Source organism: Pseudomonas iranensis, assembly GCF_014268585.2.
In the GTDB taxonomy this organism is placed as follows: domain Bacteria; phylum Pseudomonadota; class Gammaproteobacteria; order Pseudomonadales; family Pseudomonadaceae; genus Aquipseudomonas; species Aquipseudomonas iranensis.
In genome coordinates this window covers 584,474-607,844 of the sequence record NZ_CP077092.1, presented here as the reverse complement: position 1 = coordinate 607,844, position 23,371 = coordinate 584,474, and the positions used below count along the sequence as shown (strand labels likewise).

The following is a 23,371-nucleotide window of genomic DNA, read 5'->3' as shown; positions in this document are numbered from 1 at the left end:
TAAATCCCCTCACCACAACGGCCACTCAGCGTCACACCACCGCCGCCCGCCGCTGTACGAACCGGTCGACATACTCATCCGCCGGCGAATGCAGGATCTCTCTTGGCGTGCCCACCTGTATCAACCGACCATCCTTGAGAATCGCGATGCGATTGCCGATGCGCACGGCTTCGTCGAGGTCGTGGGTGATGAAGACGATGGTTTTGTGCAGGGTCTTTTGCAGTTCCAGCAACTGGTCCTGCATTTCGGCGCGGATCAGCGGGTCCAGCGCACTGAATGCTTCGTCCATGAGGATGATGTCGGTGTCCGCCGCCAACGCACGGGCCAGGCCGACGCGCTGACGCATGCCGCCGGAGAGCTGGTGCGGGTATTTGTTTTCGTAGCCTTTGAGGCCGACGGTGTTGATCCAGTGCAGCGCGCGTTCGGCGCAGACCTGCTTGCTTTCGCCACGGACTTTCAAACCGTAGGCGACGTTATCGAGCACGGTCTTGTGCGGCAGCAGGCCGAAACTCTGGAACACCATGCTGATCTTGTGTCGACGAAATTCGCGCAGGGCGTCCATGTCGTACTGCAGGATGTCCTCGCCATCGACCAGAATCGCCCCGCTGGTGGGGTCGATCAGGCGATTGAAATGCCGTACCAGGGTGGATTTGCCCGAGCCGGACAGGCCCATGATCACAAAGATTTCGCCGGTGCCGATGCTCAGCGACAAGTCGTTCACGCCGACCACGCAACCGGTTTCGTTGAGCACCTGGTCCTTGCTCTTGCCCTGGCCGACCATGGCCAGCGCATCCTTGGCGCGGTTGCCGAAAATCTTGAAGACGTTGCGCACTTCGATCTTGCTCACGCTTGCGTTGCTCATTTGCTCACCTCATGGCGTGGCCGACCGTACGCTTGAGTGATGCGGTCGATGACCACCGCGAGAATCACGATCGCCAGCCCGGCTTCGAGACCCCGGCCGACGTTGAGGGTCTGAATCCCCACCAGTACGTCTTCACCGAGGCCACGGGCGCCGATCATCGAGGCGATCACCACCATCGACAGGGCCATCATCGTGGTCTGGTTGATCCCGGCCATGATGCTCGGCAGCGCCAGCGGCAGTTGCACGCCGAACAGCTGCTGCCAGCGGTTGGCGCCGAAGGCGTTGATCGCTTCCATCACTTCACCGTCGACCTGACGAATACCGAGGTCGGTCAGGCGAATCAGCGGCGGCGCGGCGTAGATCACCGTGGCGAAAATCGCCGGTACTTTGCCCAGACCGAACAGCATCAGTACCGGGATCAGGTACACGAAACTCGGCATGGTCTGCATGATATCGAGCAGCGGCATCAGCACCGAACGCAGACGATTGCTGCGCGCTGAGAGGATCCCCAGCGGGATGCCGATCAGCACCGAAATGATCGTCGCGACCATCATCAGCGCCAGGGTCTGCATGAGTTTGTCCCAGAGGCCGACCGCACCCACCAGAAACAACAGACCGACAATCACGGCGGTGGTCACGACTTTGCGCGTGGCGTGCCAGGCGATGACACCGACGATTGCCAGCATCAACCACCACGGCGCCGCACGCAGCAAACCTTCGAGACTGACGATGGCCCACAGCAGCGTGTCGGAGATATGCCGGAACACGTCGCCGTAGTTGGTCACCAGCGAATCGACCCAACCGTTGACCCAGTCGGCGATGGAAAAGGTAAAGCTTTCGGGAAACATAAGGGACTCTCAATCAAGGGGTTGCGATCAAGCGTCCGGCTGCCGTGCTGGCAGCCGGGAAACCTGACCTACAAGGCCGCGTCGATTTTCTTGGCTGCGTCGTCGCTCACCCATGCGTGCCAGACTTCAGGATGTTCCTTGAGGAAGATTTTCGCCAGTTTTGCCGACTCGATACGTTCCTTGGCCATGCGCCCGAGGTTCTGATTGAGCAGGTCGATCGGCAGGTTGACCTTTTCCAGCACGGCGACCAGTTCCGGAGCTTCGTCGTGGAAGGTTTTCGACAGGCCGACCTTGATGCTGACGGTCTTGTCGACGCCGGGCTTCTCTTCGAGTTTGACCGCATCGATCTGGCCCATCAGCGGGGTCGGCGACCAGTAATAGAAGAGGATCGGCTCGCCGCGCTTGTAGCTCGACAGCACTGCCGCATCCAGCGCAGGTCCTGTGCCCGGGCGGAAGTTGGTGTAGCTGTTTTCCAAGCCGTAGCTCTTGAGCATTTCGCTGTTGTCGAGCTCGCAGGTCCAGCCGGCGGGGCAGTTATAGAAGCGGCCCTTGGACGGCTCTTCGGCATCCTTGAACACGGCGGAATACTTGCCCAGATCAGCGATGTTTTTCAGGTCCGGGGCTTTCGCCTCGAGCTTGCGCTTGGCGTCGCCTTCGATCACGTAACGCGGCACGTACCAGCCTTCGACCGCGCCCACCACCGGTGCGCCGACACCGACGACCTTGCCGGCCTTCTCGGCCTTGTTCCAGACCTCGCTGCGGCCGACCCACTCTTCGGCGAACACTTGAATATCGTTGCTGCTCAGAGCGTTTTCCATGGTGATGGAATTGCCCGGCAGGCTGTCGGTCTTGCAGCCGTAACCTTTCTCCAGCACCACTTGCATAACGTCGGTCAGGAGCATGCCGCTTTCCCAGTTCAGGCCAGCGAATTTCACTGGTTTGCCCGATTCGCACCAGCCGGCGGCTTGGGTCGCACCGGCACTGGCCAACAGGCCCATGGACAGCAATGTGGTCAGCAGGGTCTTGTTCGATTTCATTGTCGTGACGCTCCTAATCATGAATGGGCTTACGGCAGTTCAAGAGGCATCCAGCCTGGTCCACGTCCAGATCAGGCCTGCGCCGCAGCGCGACCGGTCCCGCTGTTTTTTGCTTGTTGGGTGCTGTTCTGCTCGACCGGCAGAATCAGGCGATCGGGCACTGCGCTGTGCCATTTCTTTGCGCAGAAGTAATAGACGGCGGCCGGCAGCACCAGGCCGATGATCCAGGAAATGTCGACATCACCGAGGGCGGCCACCAGCGGCCCGGTGTAGAACCTGGTCGAGATGAACGGCAGCTGGACCAGCACGCCGAACACGTAGACGCTGATACCGAGCAGGTTCCAGCGGCCGTAGCGGCCGTTCGGATCGGCCAGCGCCGGCACGTCGTAACGCTCGCGGGTGATGCAGTAGTAGTCGACCAGATTGATCGCGCTCCACGGGGTGAAGAAGGCGAGCAGAAACAGGATGAACGACTTGAACGCACCGAGGAACGAGTGCTGCCCGAGCAGGGCAATCAGGGTTGCCGCGCCGACGATGAACAGCACGAACACCAGGCGCTGCATGCGGGTAACTGTCAGGTGCCCTTTGAAGCCACTGATGATGGTGGCGATGCACATGAAGCTGCCGTAGGAGTTCAGCGTCGAGATGGTCACCTTGCCGAACGCGATGCTGAAATACAGTAGCGCGGCGGTGGCGCCGGTACCGCCGAGGCCGACGATGTAGGCGACCTCATGACCGGCAAATTGACCGTTGGCCGAAGCGGCGGCGAATACGCCGAGGATCATCGCCACCTGCGCACCGATCACCGAACCGGCACCGGCGGCGAAGAAGGTTTTCACCGACGAAGTGGCGCTCGGCAGGTAACGCGAGTAGTCCGCTACATACGGGCCGAAAGCGATCTGCCAGGACGCCGCCAGCGACACCGCCAGCAGAAAGCTGCTCCAGCTGAAATGACGAATCTGCAGGAGCGCACCAACGTCGGTCTGGCTCATCAGCCGCCAGAACAGGAACACAAAAGCGATCACGCCAATCACGCTGGCGACGCGGCCGATCCAGTGGATTACCCGATAACCGAGCACCGTGACCAGCACGATGACACTGGCGAAAATCAGGATGCCTACACTGTCGCTGACACCGAACAACTGCCCCAGCGCCTGCCCGGACAGCACCGTACCGGTGGCGGTGAAACCCAGGTACATCAGGCATACCAGCACGATTGGAATTGCCGCGCCATAAACGCCGAATTGCACACGGCTGGAGATCATCTGCGGCAAGCCCAGTTTCGGCCCCTGCGCGGCATGCAGCGCCATCACGCCACCGCCGAGCAGTTGGCCGATCAAAAGACCGATCAACGACCAGAACACATCACCGCCAAGCACCACGGCCAGGGCCCCGGTGACGATCGCGGTGATCTGCAGGTTGGCGCCCATCCACAGGGTGAACTGACTGAACAGACGACCGTGTCTTTCCGCTTCCGGGATGTAGTCGATCGAACGCCTTTCGATCAACGGGGTACTGCCTGCACGTTCGTTGTTAACCGCCATGATTCAACCTCTGTGGATTGCTGTTCGGGTTCACTGAAATTCCTCTGTGGGAGCGAGCCTGCTCGCGAATCGGGTGTATCAGTCACAGCAGTAGCGACTGACACGACGCCTTCGAGAGCAGGCTCGCTCCCACATAAAACCAGAGCGTGTTACCCGCCAGTGATCATCGGCAGATTCAGCCCCTGCTCTTTCGCACAGTCGATGGCAATCTGGTAACCGGCATCGGCATGGCGCATGACGCCAGTCGCCGGGTCGTTATGCAGCACGCGAGCGATGCGCTCGGCAGCCTCATCGGTACCGTCGCAGACGATCACCATCCCCGAATGCTGCGAGAAGCCCATGCCGACACCGCCGCCGTGGTGCAAGGAGACCCAGGTCGCGCCGCTGGCGGTGTTCAGCAGCGCGTTGAGCAGCGGCCAATCGGACACAGCGTCGGAACCGTCCTGCATCGATTCGGTTTCGCGGTTGGGACTGGCTACCGAGCCGGAGTCGAGGTGGTCGCGGCCGATCACCACGGGTGCCGACAGCTCACCGCTACGGACCATTTCGTTGAAGGCCAGACCGAGCTTGGCGCGCTGGCCCAGACCGACCCAGCAGATACGCGCCGGCAGACCCTGGAAGCTGATGCGCTCGCGGGCCATGTCCAGCCAGTTGTGCAAATGCGCGTCGTCGGGGATCAACTCTTTGACCTTGGCGTCGGTTTTGTAGATGTCCTGTGGATCACCCGACAGCGCCGCCCAACGGAACGGGCCGATGCCACGGCAGAACAACGGACGGATGTAGGCCGGCACGAAGCCCGGGAAATCGAAAGCGTTTTCGACGCCTTCTTCCTGAGCCATCTGACGGATGTTGTTGCCGTAGTCGAAGGTCGGAATGCCTTGCTTCTGGAACTCCAGCATGGCTTTCACATGCACCGCCATCGACTGCTTGGCTGCCTTGATCACAGCGGCCGGTTCGGTCTTGGCGCGAGCGCGGTACTCGTCCCAGCTCCAGCCGGCCGGCAGGTAACCATTGAGCGGATCGTGGGCGCTGGTCTGGTCGGTGACCATGTCCGGGCGCACGCCACGCTTGACCAGCTCCGGCAGGATTTCCGCCGCGTTGCCGAGCAGGGCGATGGAAATCGCCTTGCCTTCTTTGGTGTATTTGTCGATGCGCGCCAGAGCGTCGTCGAGGTCTTTGGCTTGCTCATCGACGTAGCGGCTTTTCAGGCGGAAATCGATGCTGACCTGTTGGCACTCGATGTTCAGCGAGCAGGCGCCGGCCAGGGTGGCGGCCAGCGGTTGCGCGCCGCCCATGCCACCGAGGCCTGCGGTCAACACCCAGCGCCCCTTGAGGTCAGCGTTGTAATGCTGGCGTCCGGCTTCGACGAAGGTTTCGTAGGTGCCCTGAACGATGCCCTGGCTGCCGATGTAGATCCAGCTGCCGGCGGTCATCTGGCCGTACATGGCCAGGCCTTTTGCGTCGAGTTCGTTGAAGTGTTCCCAGCTCGCCCAGTGCGGCACCAGGTTGGAGTTGGCGATCAGCACGCGCGGCGCGTTGCTATGAGTCTTGAATACGCCGACCGGCTTGCCCGATTGCACCAGCAGGGTTTCGTCGTCGTTCAGATTAGTCAGGCTTTCAACGATCTTGTCGTAGCACTCCCAGTTGCGCGCAGCGCGGCCGATGCCACCATAGACAACCAACTCTTTCGGGTTCTCGGCGACTTCCGGGTCGAGGTTGTTCATCAACATGCGCAGCGGCGCTTCGGTCAGCCAGCTCTTGGCGGTCAGCGTGTTACCGCGTGCGGCGCGGATCTGCACGTCACGAAACTTGTTGCTGTTCTGGGTATTGTCAGTCACGAAAAAGACTCCTCAGCGATCAATTCAAACCAACCCTGGCAGTGGGCAGCAGCCTGCGCGCTGTGCTGCGCGACAAGCGAATCAGTGGACGCTGCGGAGAGTCTCGACCGACTCATACGCATACGTCTTTACTTGTACATACAAGCATATGCAATCAAGCGGCCAACTTGCTGGAAGAGTGTTCAGGAAAAATCACGTGCATGGCTGGAGAGCGCCTGAATCGAGGGTTCTGGCGTGGTTGAAATTTTCCGGGAGGAGATTCTGAGGAGATGCGGCTGGGCCAAGTGAGCGTGGTTTTGCGCCACGCTGGGGCGTTCGGTAACAAGTTGGTGCGTGGAGGGAAACAAGAGTGGGGATGGCTTTTGTGGCGAGGGGATTTATCCCCGCCGGGCTGCGCAGCAGACCGCTTTTTTAAATCAGGAATGGGGCCGCTTCGCGACCCAGCGGGGATAAATCCCCTCGCCACAGGGGTGTGTTCAGTTCTGGAGGAGTTCGATCACGCAGCATGCGGCGTTGGTGGAGACTTCGACCAGCCCACTGTTACCGTCCAGTTGCAGACAATCATGCCGACCGAGCTGCGAAACGCCGTCGCCAACACGCACGTCCATCCGCTCACTGACACTGAACACCAGCACCGTCGATGCCGAGCTGAAGAACCGCTGCTCACCGTCCAGCCACTGCAATCGCGCGCTGTAACGTTGCGGCGCGTAGATCAGATTGAAGTCGCGAATCGCACCGCCGAGCAAGGTGCAGGACACTTGGCTTTCACCGCTGAAAGCAAACGGGTCCAAGGGTAACAGTGGACGGGTATCGTCACCGTCGACGCACAAGGTCATGCCGTCGCCCTGCAACACAGTGATGACTCGCTGGTAACCGGCAAATGTCGAGAAACCTCCCGATTCGGTGATGTCGGCGATCGACAGACGCCAGCCGAAACCGTCCAGGCCAGCGCCGGCATCACGGGTGATTTCCTCGGTGCTGCCGCCGCCGTTTTTCCACGGCATGCGCGGGTAGCCTTCGGCGCGTAGAACCTTCACTTGATAATTCATTTATGAAAGCGCCCTTCCAGACGATGACGCGAGCCCGGGTGGATCAAACGCGCCGCCGTCACCGGTTGACGCCCCGACCAGGTTCGCCGGCGTATCAGCAGACACGGCTCGCCCTTTTCGATCTGCAGCAACTTGCACTCCGACGGCTCGGCCAGAATCGCTTCGACCACGTGCTCGCCTTCGGTCAGCGGTGCGACCTGGTTGAGATAGGCGTAGGGCGTTTGCAGGGTGAAGTCCTGCTTGAGGTATTCCGGCGCGACCAGGGCGTTGACGAAACGGTCTTCGATTTGCACCGGAATGCCGTTTTCGTAGTGCACGATCAGCGAGTGGAAGACCTTCTGGCCTTCGCGCATGTCCAGCGCCAGCGCGCGTTCGGAACCGGCGGCCTCTTCTTCGAGGGTGATGACCTGGCAGGTATGGCGATGGCCGCGCGAGGCGATTTCATCGGCGATGTTGTGCACCTCGAACAGCGCGGACTGGCTCTTCGGCTCGGCGACAAACGTGCCCACGCCTTGCATGCGCACCAGCAGGCCGTCGGCGGTCATCTCGCGCAGGGCGCGGTTGATGGTCATGCGGCTGAAGCCGAGCTGGCTTACCAGTTCGCTTTCGGACGGCACGCGGTAGTGCGGCGGCCAGTTACCGCTGTCGATCTGCTGGGTGATCATCTGTTTGACGCGGGCGTACAAGGGCGCCGGACTGTCGCCCATGTTCGCGGCCAACGGAGAAACTGGAGGCGGAGTCGGCACGGTTGATCCCTGTTCATTGGATGAAAGTGACTAGCTTGCCGGAGTTTACCGGGCAGGCAAACGTCTGTATATGTATATACAAATAACACACGATGGGGTGCCGAACGATGTCCGCCTTCTTTGCCGAACGCGCACTGCTGCCTAACGGATGGGCCAACAATGTACGTCTCGAGGTCAGCGCCGATGGCCTGTTGACCCGAATCCAGGCCGATTCCAGCGCAGACGGCGCCGAACGGCTGCGCGGGCCGTTGCTGCCGGGAATGCCCAATCTGCACTCCCACGCCTTCCAGCGTGCCATGGCTGGATTGGCCGAAGTGGCCGGCAACCCCAACGACAGTTTCTGGACCTGGCGCGATCTGATGTATCGCCTCGTCGGAAAAATCAGCCCGGATCAGCTCGGCATCATCGCCCGTCAGCTGTACATCGAAATGCTCAAGGCCGGTTACACCTCGGTCGCCGAATTTCACTACGTGCACCACGACAGCAACGGCCAACCGTACGCCGATCCGGCGGAACTGGCGTTGCGCATCAGCCAGGCCGCCAGCGAAAGCGGTATCGGTCTGACCCTGCTGCCAGTGCTCTACAGTCATTCCGGATTCGGCGGGCAGACGCCTAACGATGGCCAGCGTCGCTTTATCAACAGCACTGAAAACTATCTGAATCTGCAAGCGCGGTTGCAGCCATTACTGGCGCAGCAGAAGGCGCAATCGCTGGGCCTGTGTTTCCACTCGCTGCGGGCGGTGACGCCGCAGCAAATCAGCGAGGTGTTGGCGGCCAGTGACAAACAATGCCCGGTGCACATCCACATCGCCGAACAGCAAAAGGAAGTCGACGATTGCCTGAGCTGGAGCGGTCGTCGTCCGTTGCAATGGCTCTACGAGAACGCTGAAGTCGATCAGCGCTGGTGTCTGGTCCACGCCACCCACGCCAACCCGCAAGAAGTCACGCTGATGGCCAACAGTCGCGCAATCGCCGGGCTGTGCCTGACCACTGAAGCGAATCTGGGTGACGGGATTTTCCCGGCGGTGGATTTCCTCGCACAGGGCGGGCGCATGGGCATTGGCTCCGACAGCCATGTGTCGCTGAGCGTGGTGGAAGAGTTGCGCTGGCTTGAATATGGCCAGCGCCTGCGCGATCAGCGGCGCAATCGCTTGTATGGCGCGCAGCAGCCGATGGTCGGTCGCACCCTGTATGACGCGGCGCTGGACGGCGGTGCACAGGCACTGGGGCAGCCGATTGGCGCGTTGGAAGTGGGCAAGCGCGCGGACTGGATTGTCCTGGATGGCAACGATCCGTATCTGGCGACGGCTGCGGGGGACGGGATTCTCAATCGCTGGTTGTTCGCCGGCGGCGATCGCCAGGTGCGCGATGTGCTGGTCAATGGTCAGTGGGTGGTGCGCGATGGACGGCATGCCGACGAAGAGCAAAGCGCCCGAGCCTTCACCCAGGTCCTGCGCGATCTCCTGGGCTGACCCAAAACCAAACTGTGGGAGCGAGCCTGCTCGCGAACGCGGTGTATCAGTCAATATTCATGTCGACTGATACACCCTCTTCGCGAGCAGGCTCGCTCCCACAGTTGGTTTGTATCGAGGCTTAATTGGACGTCTTGGCCATCTGCCGATCCGACGCCCGCCAGATCAGGCGTGTGGTGTCGTAACCCTGCTGACGCGCCTTGCTCAGCAATTCTTCACGCACTACACCGTTGACGGTCGGTGTGCGTGACAGCAGCCACAGGTACTTGCGACTCGGATCGCCGACGATGGCGGTCTTGTAATCGTCGCTGACGTACAACACCCAGTACTCGCCCTTCGCCACACCCGGCACCAGGCGCGAGAACCAGTTATCGAATTCGACCCAGAGCTTGTCGGTCTTGCCCGGCACTTGCGGATAAGCCGTGCCCTTGGCTTCTTCCCATTGCCACTCCGGGGTCAGGCAACGATTGAGCACGCCGACATTACCGTCAGGCTTGAGGGTGTAATGGGCTTCGGATTGCGCGCAGTGACGCTGGAAGTACATCGGCAAGCGTGCCAGTTCATACCAGGTGCCCTGATAACGCTTGAGATTGACGCTGTTGACGGTCTTGGGCGCCAACGGGTCGACGCCGGAAGTGGCGCAGCCAGCCAGTACCAGGCCAGCAAAAAGGATCAGCAATAACCGCTTCATTTTTTTCTCCGTGGGCGCGAAGCCCCGGTTTACTTCAGGCCTTGGCCGGAAAACATCAGCACTTTGTCACCGGCGTATTGCACGCTGATAAAGCTGTTCTTGTCGCCCCAGGTGCAGCTGGACATACCGAGCGCGCCCGAGCAATCGGTGGGCTTGCCGAGGAGGGTTTCCACTTCGGACTTGGCCATGCCGGCCGAGAGCTTGGAGTAGTTTTCCTGATTGACCTTGCTGCATGCGGCCAACAGCACGCAAAACGACAGCAGGGCGATAGATCGCAGCGACATGGTGAAACTCCTGGAACGAGGGGGGATGGCATGGTGCCAACCAGAAGCTTAGAAGAGAAAAGTGTCATCTGGTTCCGTGACCGAACGCCTATTTATCAGCCCGCCCGTCCGGCTTTTGTCGGTAAATCAAAAACTTTGTGAAGCCGTCGAGCATTTCGTCGACTTTCCCTGCAAACGCCTAATCTTTGGCGCGGCGCGGTCGAAATAAGAGCAGCGCAACGCTGCCGATTGTGGCAAATTGCCGCCCTTTCCTGACCAGCACCTTCGCGGTAGTTCATTCGATGACCAGAAACATGAAATTCAGCCACAAGATTCTGCTGGCTGCTGCCCTCGTGGTGGCCGTTGCGTTCGCCTGTTTCATCTTCTTCAACGACTATCGCCAGCGTCAGGCCTTGAGCAGCAGCACCGAAGCGACCATGCAGGAGCTGGGCAGCCTGACCACCAGCAACATTCAGACGTGGCTGGAAAGTCGCATTCAACTGCTGCAATCGCTGTCGCAGCAAGTCGCTGTCGACGGCAACGCGCCCGCCAGCCTCAAGCGCATCATTGACCTGCCCGCCTACACCGGCAATTTCCAGCTCAGCTATTTTGGCGGTGCCGACGGCGTGATGTTCTCGGTGCCGGCCGGCAACCGCGCGCCGGACTACGATCCACGGGCGCGCGGCTGGTACAAAGCCGCCAACAGCGCGCAGCAGACCATCGTCACCGAACCGTACATTGCCGCTTCGTCGGGCAAACTGGTGATCACCGTCGCCACGCCGGTGCAGCGTCAGGGCCAGATGCTCGGCGTGGCCGGGGCCGACATTGACCTGACCAGCGTCAGCGCGATCATCAACTCGCTGAACTTCGGCGGCCACGGTCACGCATTCATCGTCAGCGCCGAAGGCAAGATCCTGATTCACCCGAACAGCAAACTGGTGCTCAAGACCCTCGCCGAGGCCTATCCGAACGGCGCGCCTCAAGTCAGCCCGGGCTTGAAAGAAGTCGAGTTCGACGGCAAAACCCAGTTGATTTCCTTCACTCGCGTCAACGGCGTGCCTTCGGCTGACTGGTACGTGGCGCTGGTGCTCGATAAAGACACCGCGTTCTCGATGCTCAGCGAATTCCGCACCTCGGCGCTGATCGCCATGGTCATCGCCGTGCTGATCATCATCGGCCTGCTTGGCATGCTGATTCGCGTGCTGATGCAGCCACTGCTGACCATGGGCCGCGCGATGCATGACATCGCTGAAGGCGAAGGCGACCTGACCAAGCGTCTGGTGATTCACGGCAACGATGAATTCGGCGCGCTGGGCACTTCGTTCAACCGCTTCGTCGAACGCATTCATACGTCGATCCGCGAAGTATCCTCGGCCACCGGCCAGGTCAACGAAGTCGCCCTGCGTGTGGTCGCTGCCTCGAACTCGTCGATGTACAACTCCGACCAGCAGGCCAGCCGCACCAACAGCGTCGCCGCCGCGATCAATCAGCTCGGCGCCGCCGCTCAGGAAATCGCCCAGAACGCCGCCCTCGCCTCGCAGCATTCCAGCGATGCGCGCAGCCTCGCGGTCGACGGCCAGCAGGTGGTGGATAAAACCATCAACGCCATGCAACAGCTGTCGGCAAAGATCAGCGATTCCTGCGGCAATATCGAAACGCTTAACAGCAACACGGTGAACATCGGCCAGATTCTCGAAGTGATCACCAGCATTTCCCAGCAGACCAACCTGCTCGCACTCAACGCCGCCATCGAAGCCGCGCGCGCCGGTGAAGCCGGACGCGGTTTCGCCGTGGTCGCCGACGAGGTGCGCAACCTCGCGCACCGCACCCAGGATTCGGCGCAGCAAGTGCAGAAGATGATCGAAGAGTTGCAGGTCGGCGCACGTCAGGCGGTGACCATCATGACCGAGAGCCAGCGCGAGAGCGAAAGCAGCGTCGGCATCGCCAACCAGGCCGGCGAGCGTCTGGGCAGCGTGACCCAGCGCATCGGCGAAATCGACGGCATGAACCAGTCGGTGGCCACCGCGACCGAAGAACAGACCGCCGTGGTCGAGTCGATCAACGTTGATATCAACGAGATCAACACGCTGAATCACGAAGGCGTGGAGAACTTGCAGGCGACGTTGCGCGCCTGTTCGGATCTTGAACAGCAGGCGGCGCGGTTGAAGCATCTGGTCGGCAGCTTCAGGATCTAAGCTGCAGCCCTCAGGCCTCTTCGCGAGCAGGCTCGCTCCCAAAGGGATCTCCGGTGGTTACACAATTTGAGTGCACCACCAGATCCTGTGGGAGCGAGCCTGCTCGCGAAAGCGGCCTGCATCACGCAGAATGTCTTCAATATAAACATCGGGAATTTGCCAGATGAACAAGAAACACAACGGGGTTCATCCAGATCAAATCACATTATTGGCAATCCTTGCGCTGGGTAGCGAGGAAATCGATCGAGGAAACTATACAAACGCTGAAGACGTATTTCTTGAGCTAGATGAACTGGATCCAGCCCAGCAAACTAGAACCGTGATCCAGGTTTGGAAAGAAATACCAACTCTTCAGCCGTAGACTCCCGCCCCAACACCGCATTGCGATGCGGAAACCGGCCAAATCGGGCAATCACTTTCTGATGCCGCTCGGCATAGTCCAGGTTATCGGCAAACACCGCCCGCTCCGTCTCTGGCTGTTCAGCCACCAATTCAATAAATCTGGAAACGGCTTCGTTTTGCACCGCGAGGTTTTCGCAGTGTTCGAATACCAGATAAATGAATACCCGCTGAATCGGTTTCAACTGCCGATCGAAATCCGCTGCAATGCCTTGGGCGACGAGCTTCTGTGCGAGCAGATCACCGGAAAATGCTTTGGGGGTGTCGCGATAGATCATGCGTGGCAGTTGATCAAGCAACAGCACCACCGCCAGCCAGCCTTCGGGACATTGCGTCCACTCGGTCAATTCGCCGGCCAGGGCCTGATCGACAAAGACCCCGAAACGCGTCTGCGCTTCGAGGTCTTGGCTGTTTCGCTTGCCGAACCACAACTTGCCCTTTTCGGCCGCTACTTCGCTGGCTGATTCGGCGTGTCCGAACCACCAGTCGAGCAACGGCTGCCAGGGCGCGTGCATGGTTTATTCCTTGTGGTAGGCCGTGGCGCGGGCGACTTCTTCTTTCGAACCGAGGAACACTGCAACGCGCTGGTGCAGGCCTTCCGGCTGGATGTCGAGAATACGCTGGTGACCGTCAGTGGACGCGCCGCCGGCTTGTTCGACGAGGAACGACATCGGGTTGGCTTCATACATCAGGCGCAGCTTGCCCGGTTTCGACGGCTCGCGGCTGTCGCGCGGGTACATGAACAGACCACCACGGGTCAGGATGCGGTGGACGTCGGCAACCATCGCCGCGACCCAACGCATGTTGTAGTTCTTCTTCAACGGGCCTTCTTCACCAGCCAGCAGCTCGCCGACATAGCGCTGCACCGGGGCTTCCCAGTGACGCTGGTTGGACATGTTGATGGCGAATTCCTGGGTGGTTTCCGGGATGGTGATGTCTTCGTGAGTCAGGACGAAGCTGCCCATTTCGCGGTCCAGGGTGAAGCCTTTGACGCCGTCGCCCAAGGTCAGCACCAGCATGGTCTGCGGGCCGTAGATGGCGTAACCGGCGGCCACTTGCTGAGTGCCTGGCTGCAGGAAGGCTTTTTCGTTCAGCGGCTCGTTCTGGCTCAGGTACTCGTTCGGGCAACGCAGTACCGAGAAGATCGTGCCGACCGGGGCATTGATATCGATGTTCGACGAGCCGTCCAGTGGGTCGAAGACCAGCAGGTATGCGCCTTTCGGGTATTTGCCCGGGATCTGGTAGGCGTTGTCCATTTCTTCGGACGCCATGCCGGCCAGGTGGCCGCCCCATTCGTTGGCTTCGAGGAGGATCTCGTTAGAGATCACGTCGAGCTTCTTCTGCACTTCGCCTTGCACGTTCTCGGTGCCCATGCTGCCCAGAACACCACCCAGGGCGCCTTTGGACACGGCGTGGCTGATTTCCTTGCAGGCACGCGCCACCACTTCGATCAAAAAGCGCAGATCGGCAGGAGTGTTGTTGCTGCGGGTCTGCTCAATCAAATAGCGACTCAAGGTAACGCGGGACATGGACGGCTCCGGTGGAATGGGGGGCGGAAAACCCGCGCAGTTTACAGGGAGTCTGAAAACCTAGCGAGCGAAGACGCCGGCTAACGTGCGCCTGGGTGTATTTGCCTGTATGAGACGTGATTGTTGGTGGAGAGTTCAGGTGTCGGATTGAGCGTAGTTCGGTTCGGCATGAGCGATTGAAGATTTTCAGTGTCTGCCCGGGCGCTTTCGCGAGCAGGCTCGCTCCCACAGGGCAATGCATTCCATTGTGGGAGCGAGCCCGCTCGCGAATGGCGCAAAGCGCCGCCATGCTCAGGTATTGGCTGGCGGCTTGCGCAACAGGCTGAACGCCATCGCCCCGAGAAACACCACACTGAGCAGCAACACCGCCCACAGCCCGAACTTCTTCCAATTGGTTCCGGCCACCGCAGCCGTCGTCGCCGTTGAGGTTTGCGTGGCCACTGCTTCGTCCTGCACCGTCGCCTTGCCCAGGCTCGCCAGCTTCTCTGGCTTGAAATCCGGAATCAACGTTGCCAGCGGCAGGTTCGCGGTTTTCACCGTGGCATTGCCCAAGGCCAGACTGTACGGCCCTTCGCCCCGGGCGAGGAAGATCACTTGCGTGGCGCGCACCGCATATTTCAGGTCCGGCGCCTGCTCACCCAGACCGCCGCCGCGCTCATCCACGGTCAGCTTGAGTTGCTGCACGGTCTGCCCGGACAGCGGGATTTCGTTCTGCACCACGTCCTGATTGTTCTGGCTCAGGCGATACAGCAAACCGCTGCTCAGCGTCTGCCACGGCAAGTTGCTCTCGCGCCGGCCGGCCAACGTCACCGGCGCCAGACTGTTCGGCTGTTTCAGCTCAATCTGCACCCGCTCGACATTCAGCCCCATCGGCAACTGCCAGGTGTATTCCCCGGATTTGGTGCTGCTGCCGGCCACGCTGGGCGACCACACCAAAGGCAGCGGCAGGTTGCGCGGGTCGCTGCTTTTCAATTGCGCCGACGTCAGGACGGGCGCCGAGCCCGGCGACTCCCACAGCAGGCGCACATAGCGCGCGGTCTGCCCCGGCAGGGTCACTTCGTGCTGTTCGATGCGCTCATCGGAAAAGGTCAGCCGTGCCACCTGGCCCTCGCCCCAGGATTGCCAGTGCTGCAGATCGTCGCTGGCCTCAATGCTGAAACGCTGAAAACCGTCGCGCTCGCTGGTCCAGTCGAGGACCAACTGCTGCAACGGTGCCTTGATTGCACTGGCATCGAGCAACCAGCCGCGCAGCACTTCTTCGCCCGCCTCCAGTTGCGAGGACGGTTGCACTTCGACCAAGGTGCCGTTGGTGGTCGACTGCACGCGCACATTCGGCGCGCGCTCGCTGGCGTCGGCGGCGTTGTAAAGCGGGAACCACTTGACCTCATGCAGCTTGCCGTCGTCGCGGGTCTGCGCCGATTCGCGAGCCAAGGCGTAGGCCTGAGCTTCGCCGGCGGCGTTGAACACACGCAGGTCGCTGAGATCGGTCTGGCGCGCCTGCAATTGCGCGCTCAGCGGCAGGTCGAGGCGATACCACGGGCCATTGCCGCTCACCGTCAACGGCACTTGCGTGGCGAAGTCCGCCGGTTTTTCCTGAGCGCCAGCGACCATCACCACGCCCAGCGCCAACCACCCCAGATTCAGCATGCGACTCAAGATGCAACTCCTTCGGTATCCGGCGCGGGTTTGTCCGCCGCCGGTTCGGCCTCGACGCGTTTGGGTGGCAGCGGCGCGAAGTAGCCCACCACCAGCAGCAATACGCCGACACCGATAAACGAGACGATCCGGGCGAGACCGCCACGGTTGCTCAGTTCGACAAAAATCAGTTTGGCCACCACCAGCGCAATCAGCGCCGCGCCGATCAGCCACACTTCGCGGCGATGGCGCAGATGGCCGCCGATCATCAGTCCCAGCGCCATCAACGTCCAGACGATCGACAGGCCGGCCTGCACCAGCATCGACGCGAGCAGTTGATCAAGCTCGAACGGGATGCCGGCCCAGTGATGCGCCGCGCGGGTGACCAGCGCGGTGCAGAAGGCGAACAGCGAAACTCCGGCGATCATCTGTGTGGCGTGGTCGGCATGATCCTGACGGATCGACAACTGCGCAACGGCGCTGCGCGACCAGACATAAACGCCGAACAGCGCAAACAGCAGCCCCAGCTCCAATGGGTTGAGCAGCGGCACGTAAGGCAACGGTTCGGCATTGCCATCGCTGACGCCATTGGCCAGCCAGAACCACGCCAGCATCAGCACCGCCAGCGGTGCCGCCGCATACAAGCGGTACTCGCGGGCAAACGCGGACACCGGCCACGGCCACGTACGGGGAGCAGCCATCAGCAACAGATAGAGGCTCGGCAGAATCGCCCAGCCCAGCCAGCGCCACGCGTTGTACTGCTCGGACAACAGCAGCAGGCCGTAACGCAACTCCAGCGCCAGCACGCCAATCAGCAGCCAGCAACCGAGCACATGGGCCGCGCTCAATGCGCGCGCCGGCAAGATCGACGCCAAGCGGCGCAGGCTGAAGAAGTGCACCGCGAACAGCGCCGGCCACGCCAGCCAGCCGAAGTCGGCGGCCGGGTGGTAACGCGAATGCCAAGCGCCGAGCAAAACCAGCGACGCCGCAGGAATCAGCAAGGTGCAGAGCAACCCCAGCGCCGGCCATTTCAAGCGCAGCGACAACAGCGTCCACAGCGCCAGACTGATCGCAGCGACCAGCAGCAACAATGTGCCTTGCAGGTTCGGCGAGGCGAAACGCAGGATTTCGCTGACCCACGCCAGCGTCCACCAACCGGCGCCCCAGACCAGCAGCACTTGCGACAAGCGCTGCAAACTCAAGGCATCAAAAGCCGTGGCATGGTTGCCCAATTGCAAGCGCCACGCACCGATCAGCGCGGCCAGCCCCAGCACCAGCGGTGTCCAGAAGCCGCCATGGGCCAATGGTTGCAATCCTTCGCTAGACAATGGCCCGAGCCATTCGGGGCCGGCGAGCAGAAACGCCGCGCCGCCGACCACCTGCAACAGCAGCCCGAAAACGAAACTCAGACGCTGTTGCAGGTACAGGCTCAGCCAGATGATCAGCAAACCGCTGGCCGCCCACACCGCGCTCGCGGTTTGCCACGGCAGCACGAACAGCACCGCCAGATTGATCAGTACCAAGCCGGCCAGCAGCACCACCGACAAGCCGCGCAGCAGGCGCACATCGCCGCGCACCATCTCGTCCCGCGCCGCCAGCAGCATGCCGCCAATCAAGGCCAGACCGATCAGGGACGCACTGAGCAAACCGCTCCAGCCAGCGCTGAACACCGCCGTCGAATCTTCGCCGGCCGTTTGCAGGCGCAGCAGGAACAACGCGCCGCCCAGCAACTGCACGGCGAACGCGGTGAACAGGAATGTGCGTGATTGAATCCGCAAGCCGACAAACAACGTTGCCAAACCGGCCAACGCCCAACTGATCGCCGTGCCCTGGATGAACAGGAACAACGGCGCCAGCAGATAAAGGAACGTCAGGCCCAGACACGCCAGCACTGGCAGGCCTTGCCTTTCCCACGGCGATGTTTGCTCGGGCGTAGCCTTGCGCAGTTGGAGGAAACTGAACAGCAGGGCGGCGCCGAGCATCAGCGCGCCCAGCGGTGCGCCGTCGAGCAGGCTGCTCTCGCCGGGCTGCAACTGGCTGAGAAACGCCAGCGCCGAACCCAGTTGTAGCAGTAAGGCAAAGGCCCGTGCGAACGGTCGATGTTGACGCAAACCGAGCCAGAAAATCCCTGCACCTTCCACGGCCCACGCCGCAGAAGTCCAGCGCGCATCGAGCCCCAGCGGAATCGCCAGGCTGGCAAAAATCACCCCCAGCGCCAGGCAGGTTTCACCCAGCAGCATCGCGCGCCCGCCCATCAAAACTTTGGCCAGCGCCATATAGATCATGCCCAGCGCCAACGCACTGAACGCCGCCGCAAATTCGAGGTGCTGGACCAACGCAAACTGCAAACCGAAGCCAATGATCGGCGGGCCGAACAGCATGGTGCCGTCGACATAATCACCCTTGCGGGCCGACCATTGCAGCAGTGCCTCGCGATCAGCCTCCGCCGGAGCATCCTGCAGGTCGCGCAATTTGCGCCGGGCGAACAGCAGGCCGATGGCGAGGTACATGAGGAAAAACACAATCAGGAACGGCTCGGTGCTCCACAGCAGTTCCGGCGTGTAGGAACGCAGGCCCCAGGCGAATCCGATACCGAAGGTGCCGACGAAACCGATCAGGTTGAGCAGGCGCCAGGCCTTGAACCAGGCGATAGCAAGAATGCCGGCGTTGAGCAAGGCGAAATAACTGAACAGTGCGACGTGATTGCCTTCGCCGGTAGAAGTCAGAATCGGCGCGGCGAAACCACCGAGTGCCGCCGCTGCGGCCAACCCCAGCGCGTCCTGAGTAATCGCCAGAATGGCCGAGAACACCGTCACCGCGACCAGCAAACCGAGTGCAGCGGACGGATCAAGCAACGGATGCAGACGCATCGCCGCAAACACCGTCAGGTACAACACCGCGATCCCGGTGCCTTGCAGCATCAACGCATAGTTGCTGTTGCGTCGGCGCAGCCACCAGCCCAGCGCAAGCAGAGCCAACGCCGCTGCCGCGACGCCGGCGTAACGCAACTCGATCGGCACGACCATGCCTTCGGTGGCGTAACGCAGTAAAAACGCCAGACCGAAAAACAGCAGAACCACACCGACGCGCAGCACGGTGTTGCCTCCGAATAGCCAGTTGCGCGCAGCGCTGATGCCGCGTTCGATCAGGTTCGGGCCACGGGGTTCGGCGGGTTTTTGCGGTGGTGCAACGGGAGCCGGTTCGGCGCGCCAGACATCGGCCGGCAGCGGCTGGCTGGGTTCGCGGGCGACGGCGGAAATCGGTTCGAGTTCGGGAGGCAGTTCCCAGATCAGTTCAGGGGGCAGGGCAGCCTGCTCAGCCATGTCGACGGGTGCGGCGACTGGCTCGGCTTCAGGTGACGGCGCAGGCGCATGCGAGGGCGAACCCTCCAGCACAAACAGCCGCTGAGCCACGCCTTGCAAGGCTTCGCGCACCTGCTCGAGTTGACGCTGTTGCTCCGCCGCCTGCGAGCCAAGGCGCGCAATGCGCAGCGCCTGGCCGATGACCAGCCCCAGCAGCGCACCCAACAGCGCGCCACTGAACGACTCGTCGAGCAGTCCACCGAGCACCAGCCCGATCAACATGAACATCCATTGCATGGTCGATATCCCTAAGCAGCCCCGGGGCGGGGCGAGTCCGGCGATGGCTTCAGTCTAGGCACAAACCGTGTGGGAGCGAGCCTGCTCGCGAAGGCGGATTGTCAGCCAACATTTCTGTTTAAGTCGACGATCGCTTCGCGAGCAGGCTCGCTCCCACAGGGTAAGGCGGTGATTGATGCCTTTTAACCGGCGCTCAGTATATCGATCCGGCCCAACAAACGTTGGGCCTTGCGCAGATTTGTCGGGGAAAGTTACTCCAGCGCTTTCCAGATATCCGTGGCGTACTCGCGAATCGTCCGGTCGGAAGAAAACCAGCCCATCCGCGAGGTGTTGAGCACCGCCGAACGCCACCAGTTCTGCGAGTCGTGCCAGTGCGCATCGACACGCTTCTGCGCCTCCCAATAGGAGTCGAAGTCGGCGCAGACCAGGAAGCGGTCATAGTCGATCAACGAATCGATCAGACCGGTATAACGCGAGGTATCGTCCGGCGAGAACACACCGCTGCGAATCGCTTGCAGCACATCGTTCAAACGATGGGAGGCGGCGATGTCGGGTACGGCGCTGAACTCGTGGTTCTGCTTGCGCGCTTCAACCTGTTGCGCACTGAGACCGAAGATGAACATGTGCTCGGCACCGATGCGCTCGCACATTTCCACGTTGGCACCGTCGAGGGTGCCGATGGTCAGCGCGCCGTTGAGGCCGAACTTCATGTTACTGGTGCCCGACGCCTCGAAACCGGCGGTGGAGATCTGCTCGGACAAGTCCGCCGCCGGGATGATGCTCTCGGCCAGGCTGACGTTGTAGTTGGGCAGGAACACCACTTTCAGCAGGCCACGCACAGTCGGGTCATTGTTCACCACCCGAGCGATGTCGTTGGTCAGCTTGATGATCAGCTTGGCCTGGTGATAACTCGCCGCCGCTTTACCGGCGAAGATCTTCACCCGTGGCACCCAGTCGACTTCCGGCTCGGCACGAATCGCCTGGTACAACGCCACGGTGTGCATCAGGTTGAGCAACTGACGCTTGTATTCGTGGATACGTTTGACCTGCACGTCGAACATCGCCGCCGGGTTGACCGCGATCCCGAGGCGCTCGTGAATCAGATAGGCCAGCGCCTTCTTGCTGTGCAAACGCTGCTCGGCGAAGGCTTTGCGGAACGCGGTTTTCTCGGCGAACGGCTCGAGTTCGAGCAGGCGCTCTTCAGGATGATCGAGCAGGTCTGGGCCGAGGGCATCGACCAGCATCGAAGTCAGTTCCGGGTTGGCCTGATACAACCAGCGGCGGAAGGTGATGCCGTTGGTTTTGTTGTTGATCCGCTCCGGATAGAGCTTGTGCAGTTCGGCGAATACGGTTTTGCGCATCAGCTGCGTATGCAGACCGGACACGCCGTTGACGCTGTGGGAACCGAGGAACGCGAGGTTGCCCATGCGCACCCGGCGGCCGTTGTCTTCTTCGATCAGCGACACCGCGCGCAACACGTCGAAGTCATGAATACCCTTGGCCCGCAGCGAATCGATGTGCTGCGCGTTGATCAGGTAAATGATCTGCATGTGCCGTGGCAGCATGCGTTCCATCAGCCCGACCGGCCAGGTTTCCAGCGCTTCCGGCAGCAGCGTGTGGTTGGTGTACGACAGCGTGTCGACGGTGACTTGCCATGCTGCGTCCCACGCGACGTCGTAGACGTCGACCAGTTGGCGCATCAGTTCGGCCACGGCGATTGACGGGTGAGTGTCGTTGAGCTGGATCGCCGCGTGATCACCCAGGGTCAGCACCGAGGTGTGCATGTTGCGGTGACGGCGCAGCAGATCCTGCAGCGAAGCGGCGACAAAGAAGTATTCCTGACGCAGGCGCAGTTCTTGCCCGGCTTCGGTGCTGTCGGCCGGATAAAGGACGCGGGAGATACTTTCGGCGCGGGCCACTTCCGCCACGGCGCCCAAGTGGTCACCGGCGTTGAAGCGTTCCAGGTGCAGGTCTTCCATGGCGCGGGCGCGCCACAGACGCAGAGTGTTGACACTCGCCCCGCGCCAGCCGACCACCGGCGTGTCATAAGCAATGGCGCGCACGGTTTCCGCCGGCGACCAGACCTGACGAGTCTTGCCGGAGGCATCGGTGACGGTTTCGACGCTGCCGCCGAAGCCGATCGGGTAGGCCACTTCCGGCCGTTCGAATTCCCAAGGGTTGCCGAAATCCAGCCAGTGTTCGGTCTGCTCCTGTTGCCAGCCATCGACAATCGCCTGACGGAACAAGCCGTGTTCATAACGAATGCCATAGCCATGGCCGGCGATGCCGAGGGTCGACATGCTTTCCATGAAACACGCCGCCAGACGACCGAGGCCGCCGTTGCCGAGCGCTGCGTCGGGCTCCAGCAGGCGGATGCGCTCCAGATCGACGCCCAGTTCGGTCAGCGCTTCACGGGCGACGTCGAGCAGGCCGAGGTTGCTCAGGCTGTCGTAGAGCAAACGGCCGATGAGAAATTCCAGCGAGAGGTAATAAACCCGCTTCTGGCCTTTGCGATAGATCTGTCGGGTGTGGTCCATCCAGTGTTCGACCATGTGATCACGCGCAGCCAGGGCGATGGCTTCGAACCAGTCATGGTCGAAGGCGTGATCGGGGTCTTTGCCCACGGCATAGGTGAGTTTGGTCAGGACGGCGTCGCGGAACGCGGCCACCTCTGCTTCGCGAACTAGTGGTTCTTGAGTCATCAACAGGACCTCGAGCGAGCGGGAATTTTCTGAGCCTAGACGGTCTGACCGGCGCTAACGGCTCTGGTTCGGCAGTATTTGCGCGGACTGTGCGCCAGTGCGACATAACCCTGGCGGATGAGCCAATGAATGCAGGGGCCGTGCCGTCCTGTCGGGCAAAATGCGGCCGCTGCGAAAATATCCGGCGAAAGGTTGTTCAAAATTCCACCGCTCCCGGTATGATCGCGCGCCCTGATGCATACACGCCTGGTAACTCCCGATGATGAAGCCCAACCTGATCGCCGCCGCCGAGATTGATCGTCTCGATACGTGGGCCAAATATTCGGCACCGATGTGCGGCTCGTGCATGTCCAGCTGCTGCACGCTGCCGGTCGAAGTGAAGATCAAGGATCTGGTGCGCATCGGCGTGGTCGACGAGTTCGAACTGGGCGATCCGCCAAAGAACATCGCCAAACGTCTGCAAAAGGAAGGTCTGGTCGAGCGCTTCAATCAGAAGTCGGGAATCTTCACCCTCCAGCGCATGAGCAACAACGACTGCTATTACCTGGATCGTAAAACCCGCCTGTGCACCATTTATGACAAGCGCCCGGACACCTGCCGCAACCACCCGAAGATCGGCCCGCGGCCGGGGTATTGCGCGTACAAGCCGAAAGAAGTCGAGCGGGTGCAGAATTTCCGGGCGATTGAGAAGTTTTAACAGCAAACCCTCACCCCAGCCCTCTCCCAGAGGGAGAGGGAGCCGACCGAGGTGTCTGGAGCCATACACCGACCTGAAAAAACCAGTCGATTATGGATTCGGTGAAGCCCGCCAAATCGATTCTGGATTCGGCAGGATTCACTCAGGTCGATGCATCTCCTGAGCATCCCCCAATCAGTCCCCTCTCCCTCCGGGAGAGGGCTAGGGTGAGGGGCTTTTAAGCCCGGACAAACAAAAACGCCCCCGGTCTCGCGACCGGGGGCGT

The 23,371-nt window shown here is 61.2% G+C and carries 17 protein-coding genes; 3 read left to right on the top strand and 14 right to left on the bottom strand.

The genetic code is table 11. The annotated features are described in order from the left end of the window. Positions 1-31: 31 nt before the first annotated feature. The 7 genes from HU724_RS02710 to hutC form a co-directional block, all read right to left on the bottom strand. Positions 32-862, bottom strand: a complete 831-nt coding sequence (locus HU724_RS02710) for a quaternary amine ABC transporter ATP-binding protein (protein WP_016772086.1) — start codon at positions 860-862, stop codon at positions 32-34. Next, positions 859-1,710, bottom strand: a complete 852-nt coding sequence (locus HU724_RS02705; protein WP_016772087.1) for an ABC transporter permease — start codon at positions 1,708-1,710, stop codon at positions 859-861. Before HU724_RS02705 ends, HU724_RS02710 begins: the two co-directional genes overlap by 4 nt. A 68-nt stretch (positions 1,711-1,778) precedes the next feature. Beyond that, on the bottom strand, positions 1,779-2,747 hold the full coding sequence (locus HU724_RS02700; RefSeq protein ID WP_041477544.1) for an ABC transporter substrate-binding protein: 969 nt from the start codon (positions 2,745-2,747) through the stop codon (positions 1,779-1,781). Positions 2,748-2,818: 71 nt separating this feature from the next. Beyond that, positions 2,819-4,291 (bottom strand): purine-cytosine permease family protein, encoded by a 1,473-nt coding sequence (locus tag HU724_RS02695; protein WP_186568621.1) that lies wholly within the window; start codon positions 4,289-4,291, stop codon positions 2,819-2,821. 149 nt (positions 4,292-4,440) lie between these two features. Then, complete coding sequence (hutU, locus tag HU724_RS02690) at positions 4,441-6,129, bottom strand: urocanate hydratase (protein ID WP_016772090.1); 1,689 nt, start codon at positions 6,127-6,129, stop codon at positions 4,441-4,443. A gap of 476 nt (positions 6,130-6,605) precedes the next feature. Continuing rightward, positions 6,606-7,178 (bottom strand): HutD/Ves family protein, encoded by a 573-nt coding sequence (locus HU724_RS02685; RefSeq protein WP_186568619.1) that lies wholly within the window; start codon positions 7,176-7,178, stop codon positions 6,606-6,608. After that, positions 7,175-7,885, bottom strand: a complete 711-nt coding sequence (gene hutC, locus HU724_RS02680) for a histidine utilization transcriptional repressor HutC (protein ID WP_162999786.1) — start codon at positions 7,883-7,885, stop codon at positions 7,175-7,177. Before hutC ends, HU724_RS02685 begins: the two co-directional genes overlap by 4 nt. A gap of 146 nt (positions 7,886-8,031) precedes the next feature. On the opposite strand from hutC, the gene HU724_RS02675 reads away from it, so the two are divergent. After that, entirely contained in the window at positions 8,032-9,396 is a 1,365-nt protein-coding gene (locus tag HU724_RS02675) for a formimidoylglutamate deiminase (protein ID WP_186568617.1), read from the top strand. 121 nt (positions 9,397-9,517) lie between these two features. Here the strand turns inward: HU724_RS02675 and HU724_RS02670 are convergent, their stop codons facing one another. Both HU724_RS02670 and HU724_RS02665 read right to left on the bottom strand, forming a co-directional pair. Next, a complete protein-coding gene (locus HU724_RS02670) occupies positions 9,518-10,087 on the bottom strand; it encodes a lipocalin family protein (RefSeq protein ID WP_016772094.1) in 570 nt (189 codons plus the stop codon). A 29-nt stretch (positions 10,088-10,116) separates the two neighbouring features. Further along, positions 10,117-10,371: a hypothetical protein gene (locus HU724_RS02665; RefSeq protein WP_016772095.1), complete on the bottom strand. Its 255-nt coding sequence runs from the start codon at positions 10,369-10,371 to the stop codon at positions 10,117-10,119. A 281-nt stretch (positions 10,372-10,652) separates the two neighbouring features. Here HU724_RS02665 and HU724_RS02660 point away from each other — a divergent pair, with 281 nt between their 5' ends. Beyond that, positions 10,653-12,545: a methyl-accepting chemotaxis protein gene (locus HU724_RS02660; protein WP_202883388.1), complete on the top strand. Its 1,893-nt coding sequence runs from the start codon at positions 10,653-10,655 to the stop codon at positions 12,543-12,545. A gap of 311 nt (positions 12,546-12,856) precedes the next feature. Here the strand turns inward: HU724_RS02660 and HU724_RS02655 are convergent, their stop codons facing one another. The 5 genes from HU724_RS02655 to HU724_RS02635 all read right to left on the bottom strand — a co-directional run bounded on the left by HU724_RS02655 (position 12,857) and on the right by HU724_RS02635 (position 22,409). Then, positions 12,857-13,459, bottom strand: a complete 603-nt coding sequence (locus HU724_RS02655) for a DUF924 family protein (protein ID WP_123444033.1) — start codon at positions 13,457-13,459, stop codon at positions 12,857-12,859. A 3-nt stretch (positions 13,460-13,462) separates the two neighbouring features. Beyond that, positions 13,463-14,473: a class 1 fructose-bisphosphatase gene (locus HU724_RS02650; protein WP_016772098.1), complete on the bottom strand. Its 1,011-nt coding sequence runs from the start codon at positions 14,471-14,473 to the stop codon at positions 13,463-13,465. Positions 14,474-14,764: 291 nt separating this feature from the next. Next, positions 14,765-16,129 (bottom strand): DUF3999 domain-containing protein, encoded by a 1,365-nt coding sequence (locus tag HU724_RS02645; RefSeq protein ID WP_186568613.1) that lies wholly within the window; start codon positions 16,127-16,129, stop codon positions 14,765-14,767. Beyond that, positions 16,126-19,707: a DUF2339 domain-containing protein gene (locus HU724_RS02640; protein WP_186568611.1), complete on the bottom strand. Its 3,582-nt coding sequence runs from the start codon at positions 19,705-19,707 to the stop codon at positions 16,126-16,128. Before HU724_RS02640 ends, HU724_RS02645 begins: the two co-directional genes overlap by 4 nt. A gap of 251 nt (positions 19,708-19,958) precedes the next feature. Continuing rightward, positions 19,959-22,409: a glycogen/starch/alpha-glucan phosphorylase gene (locus HU724_RS02635; RefSeq protein WP_016772100.1), complete on the bottom strand. Its 2,451-nt coding sequence runs from the start codon at positions 22,407-22,409 to the stop codon at positions 19,959-19,961. Positions 22,410-22,668: 259 nt separating this feature from the next. On the opposite strand from HU724_RS02635, the gene HU724_RS02630 reads away from it, so the two are divergent. Continuing rightward, entirely contained in the window at positions 22,669-23,106 is a 438-nt protein-coding gene (locus HU724_RS02630) for a YkgJ family cysteine cluster protein (protein WP_133337377.1), read from the top strand. Positions 23,107-23,371 lie beyond the last annotated feature (265 nt).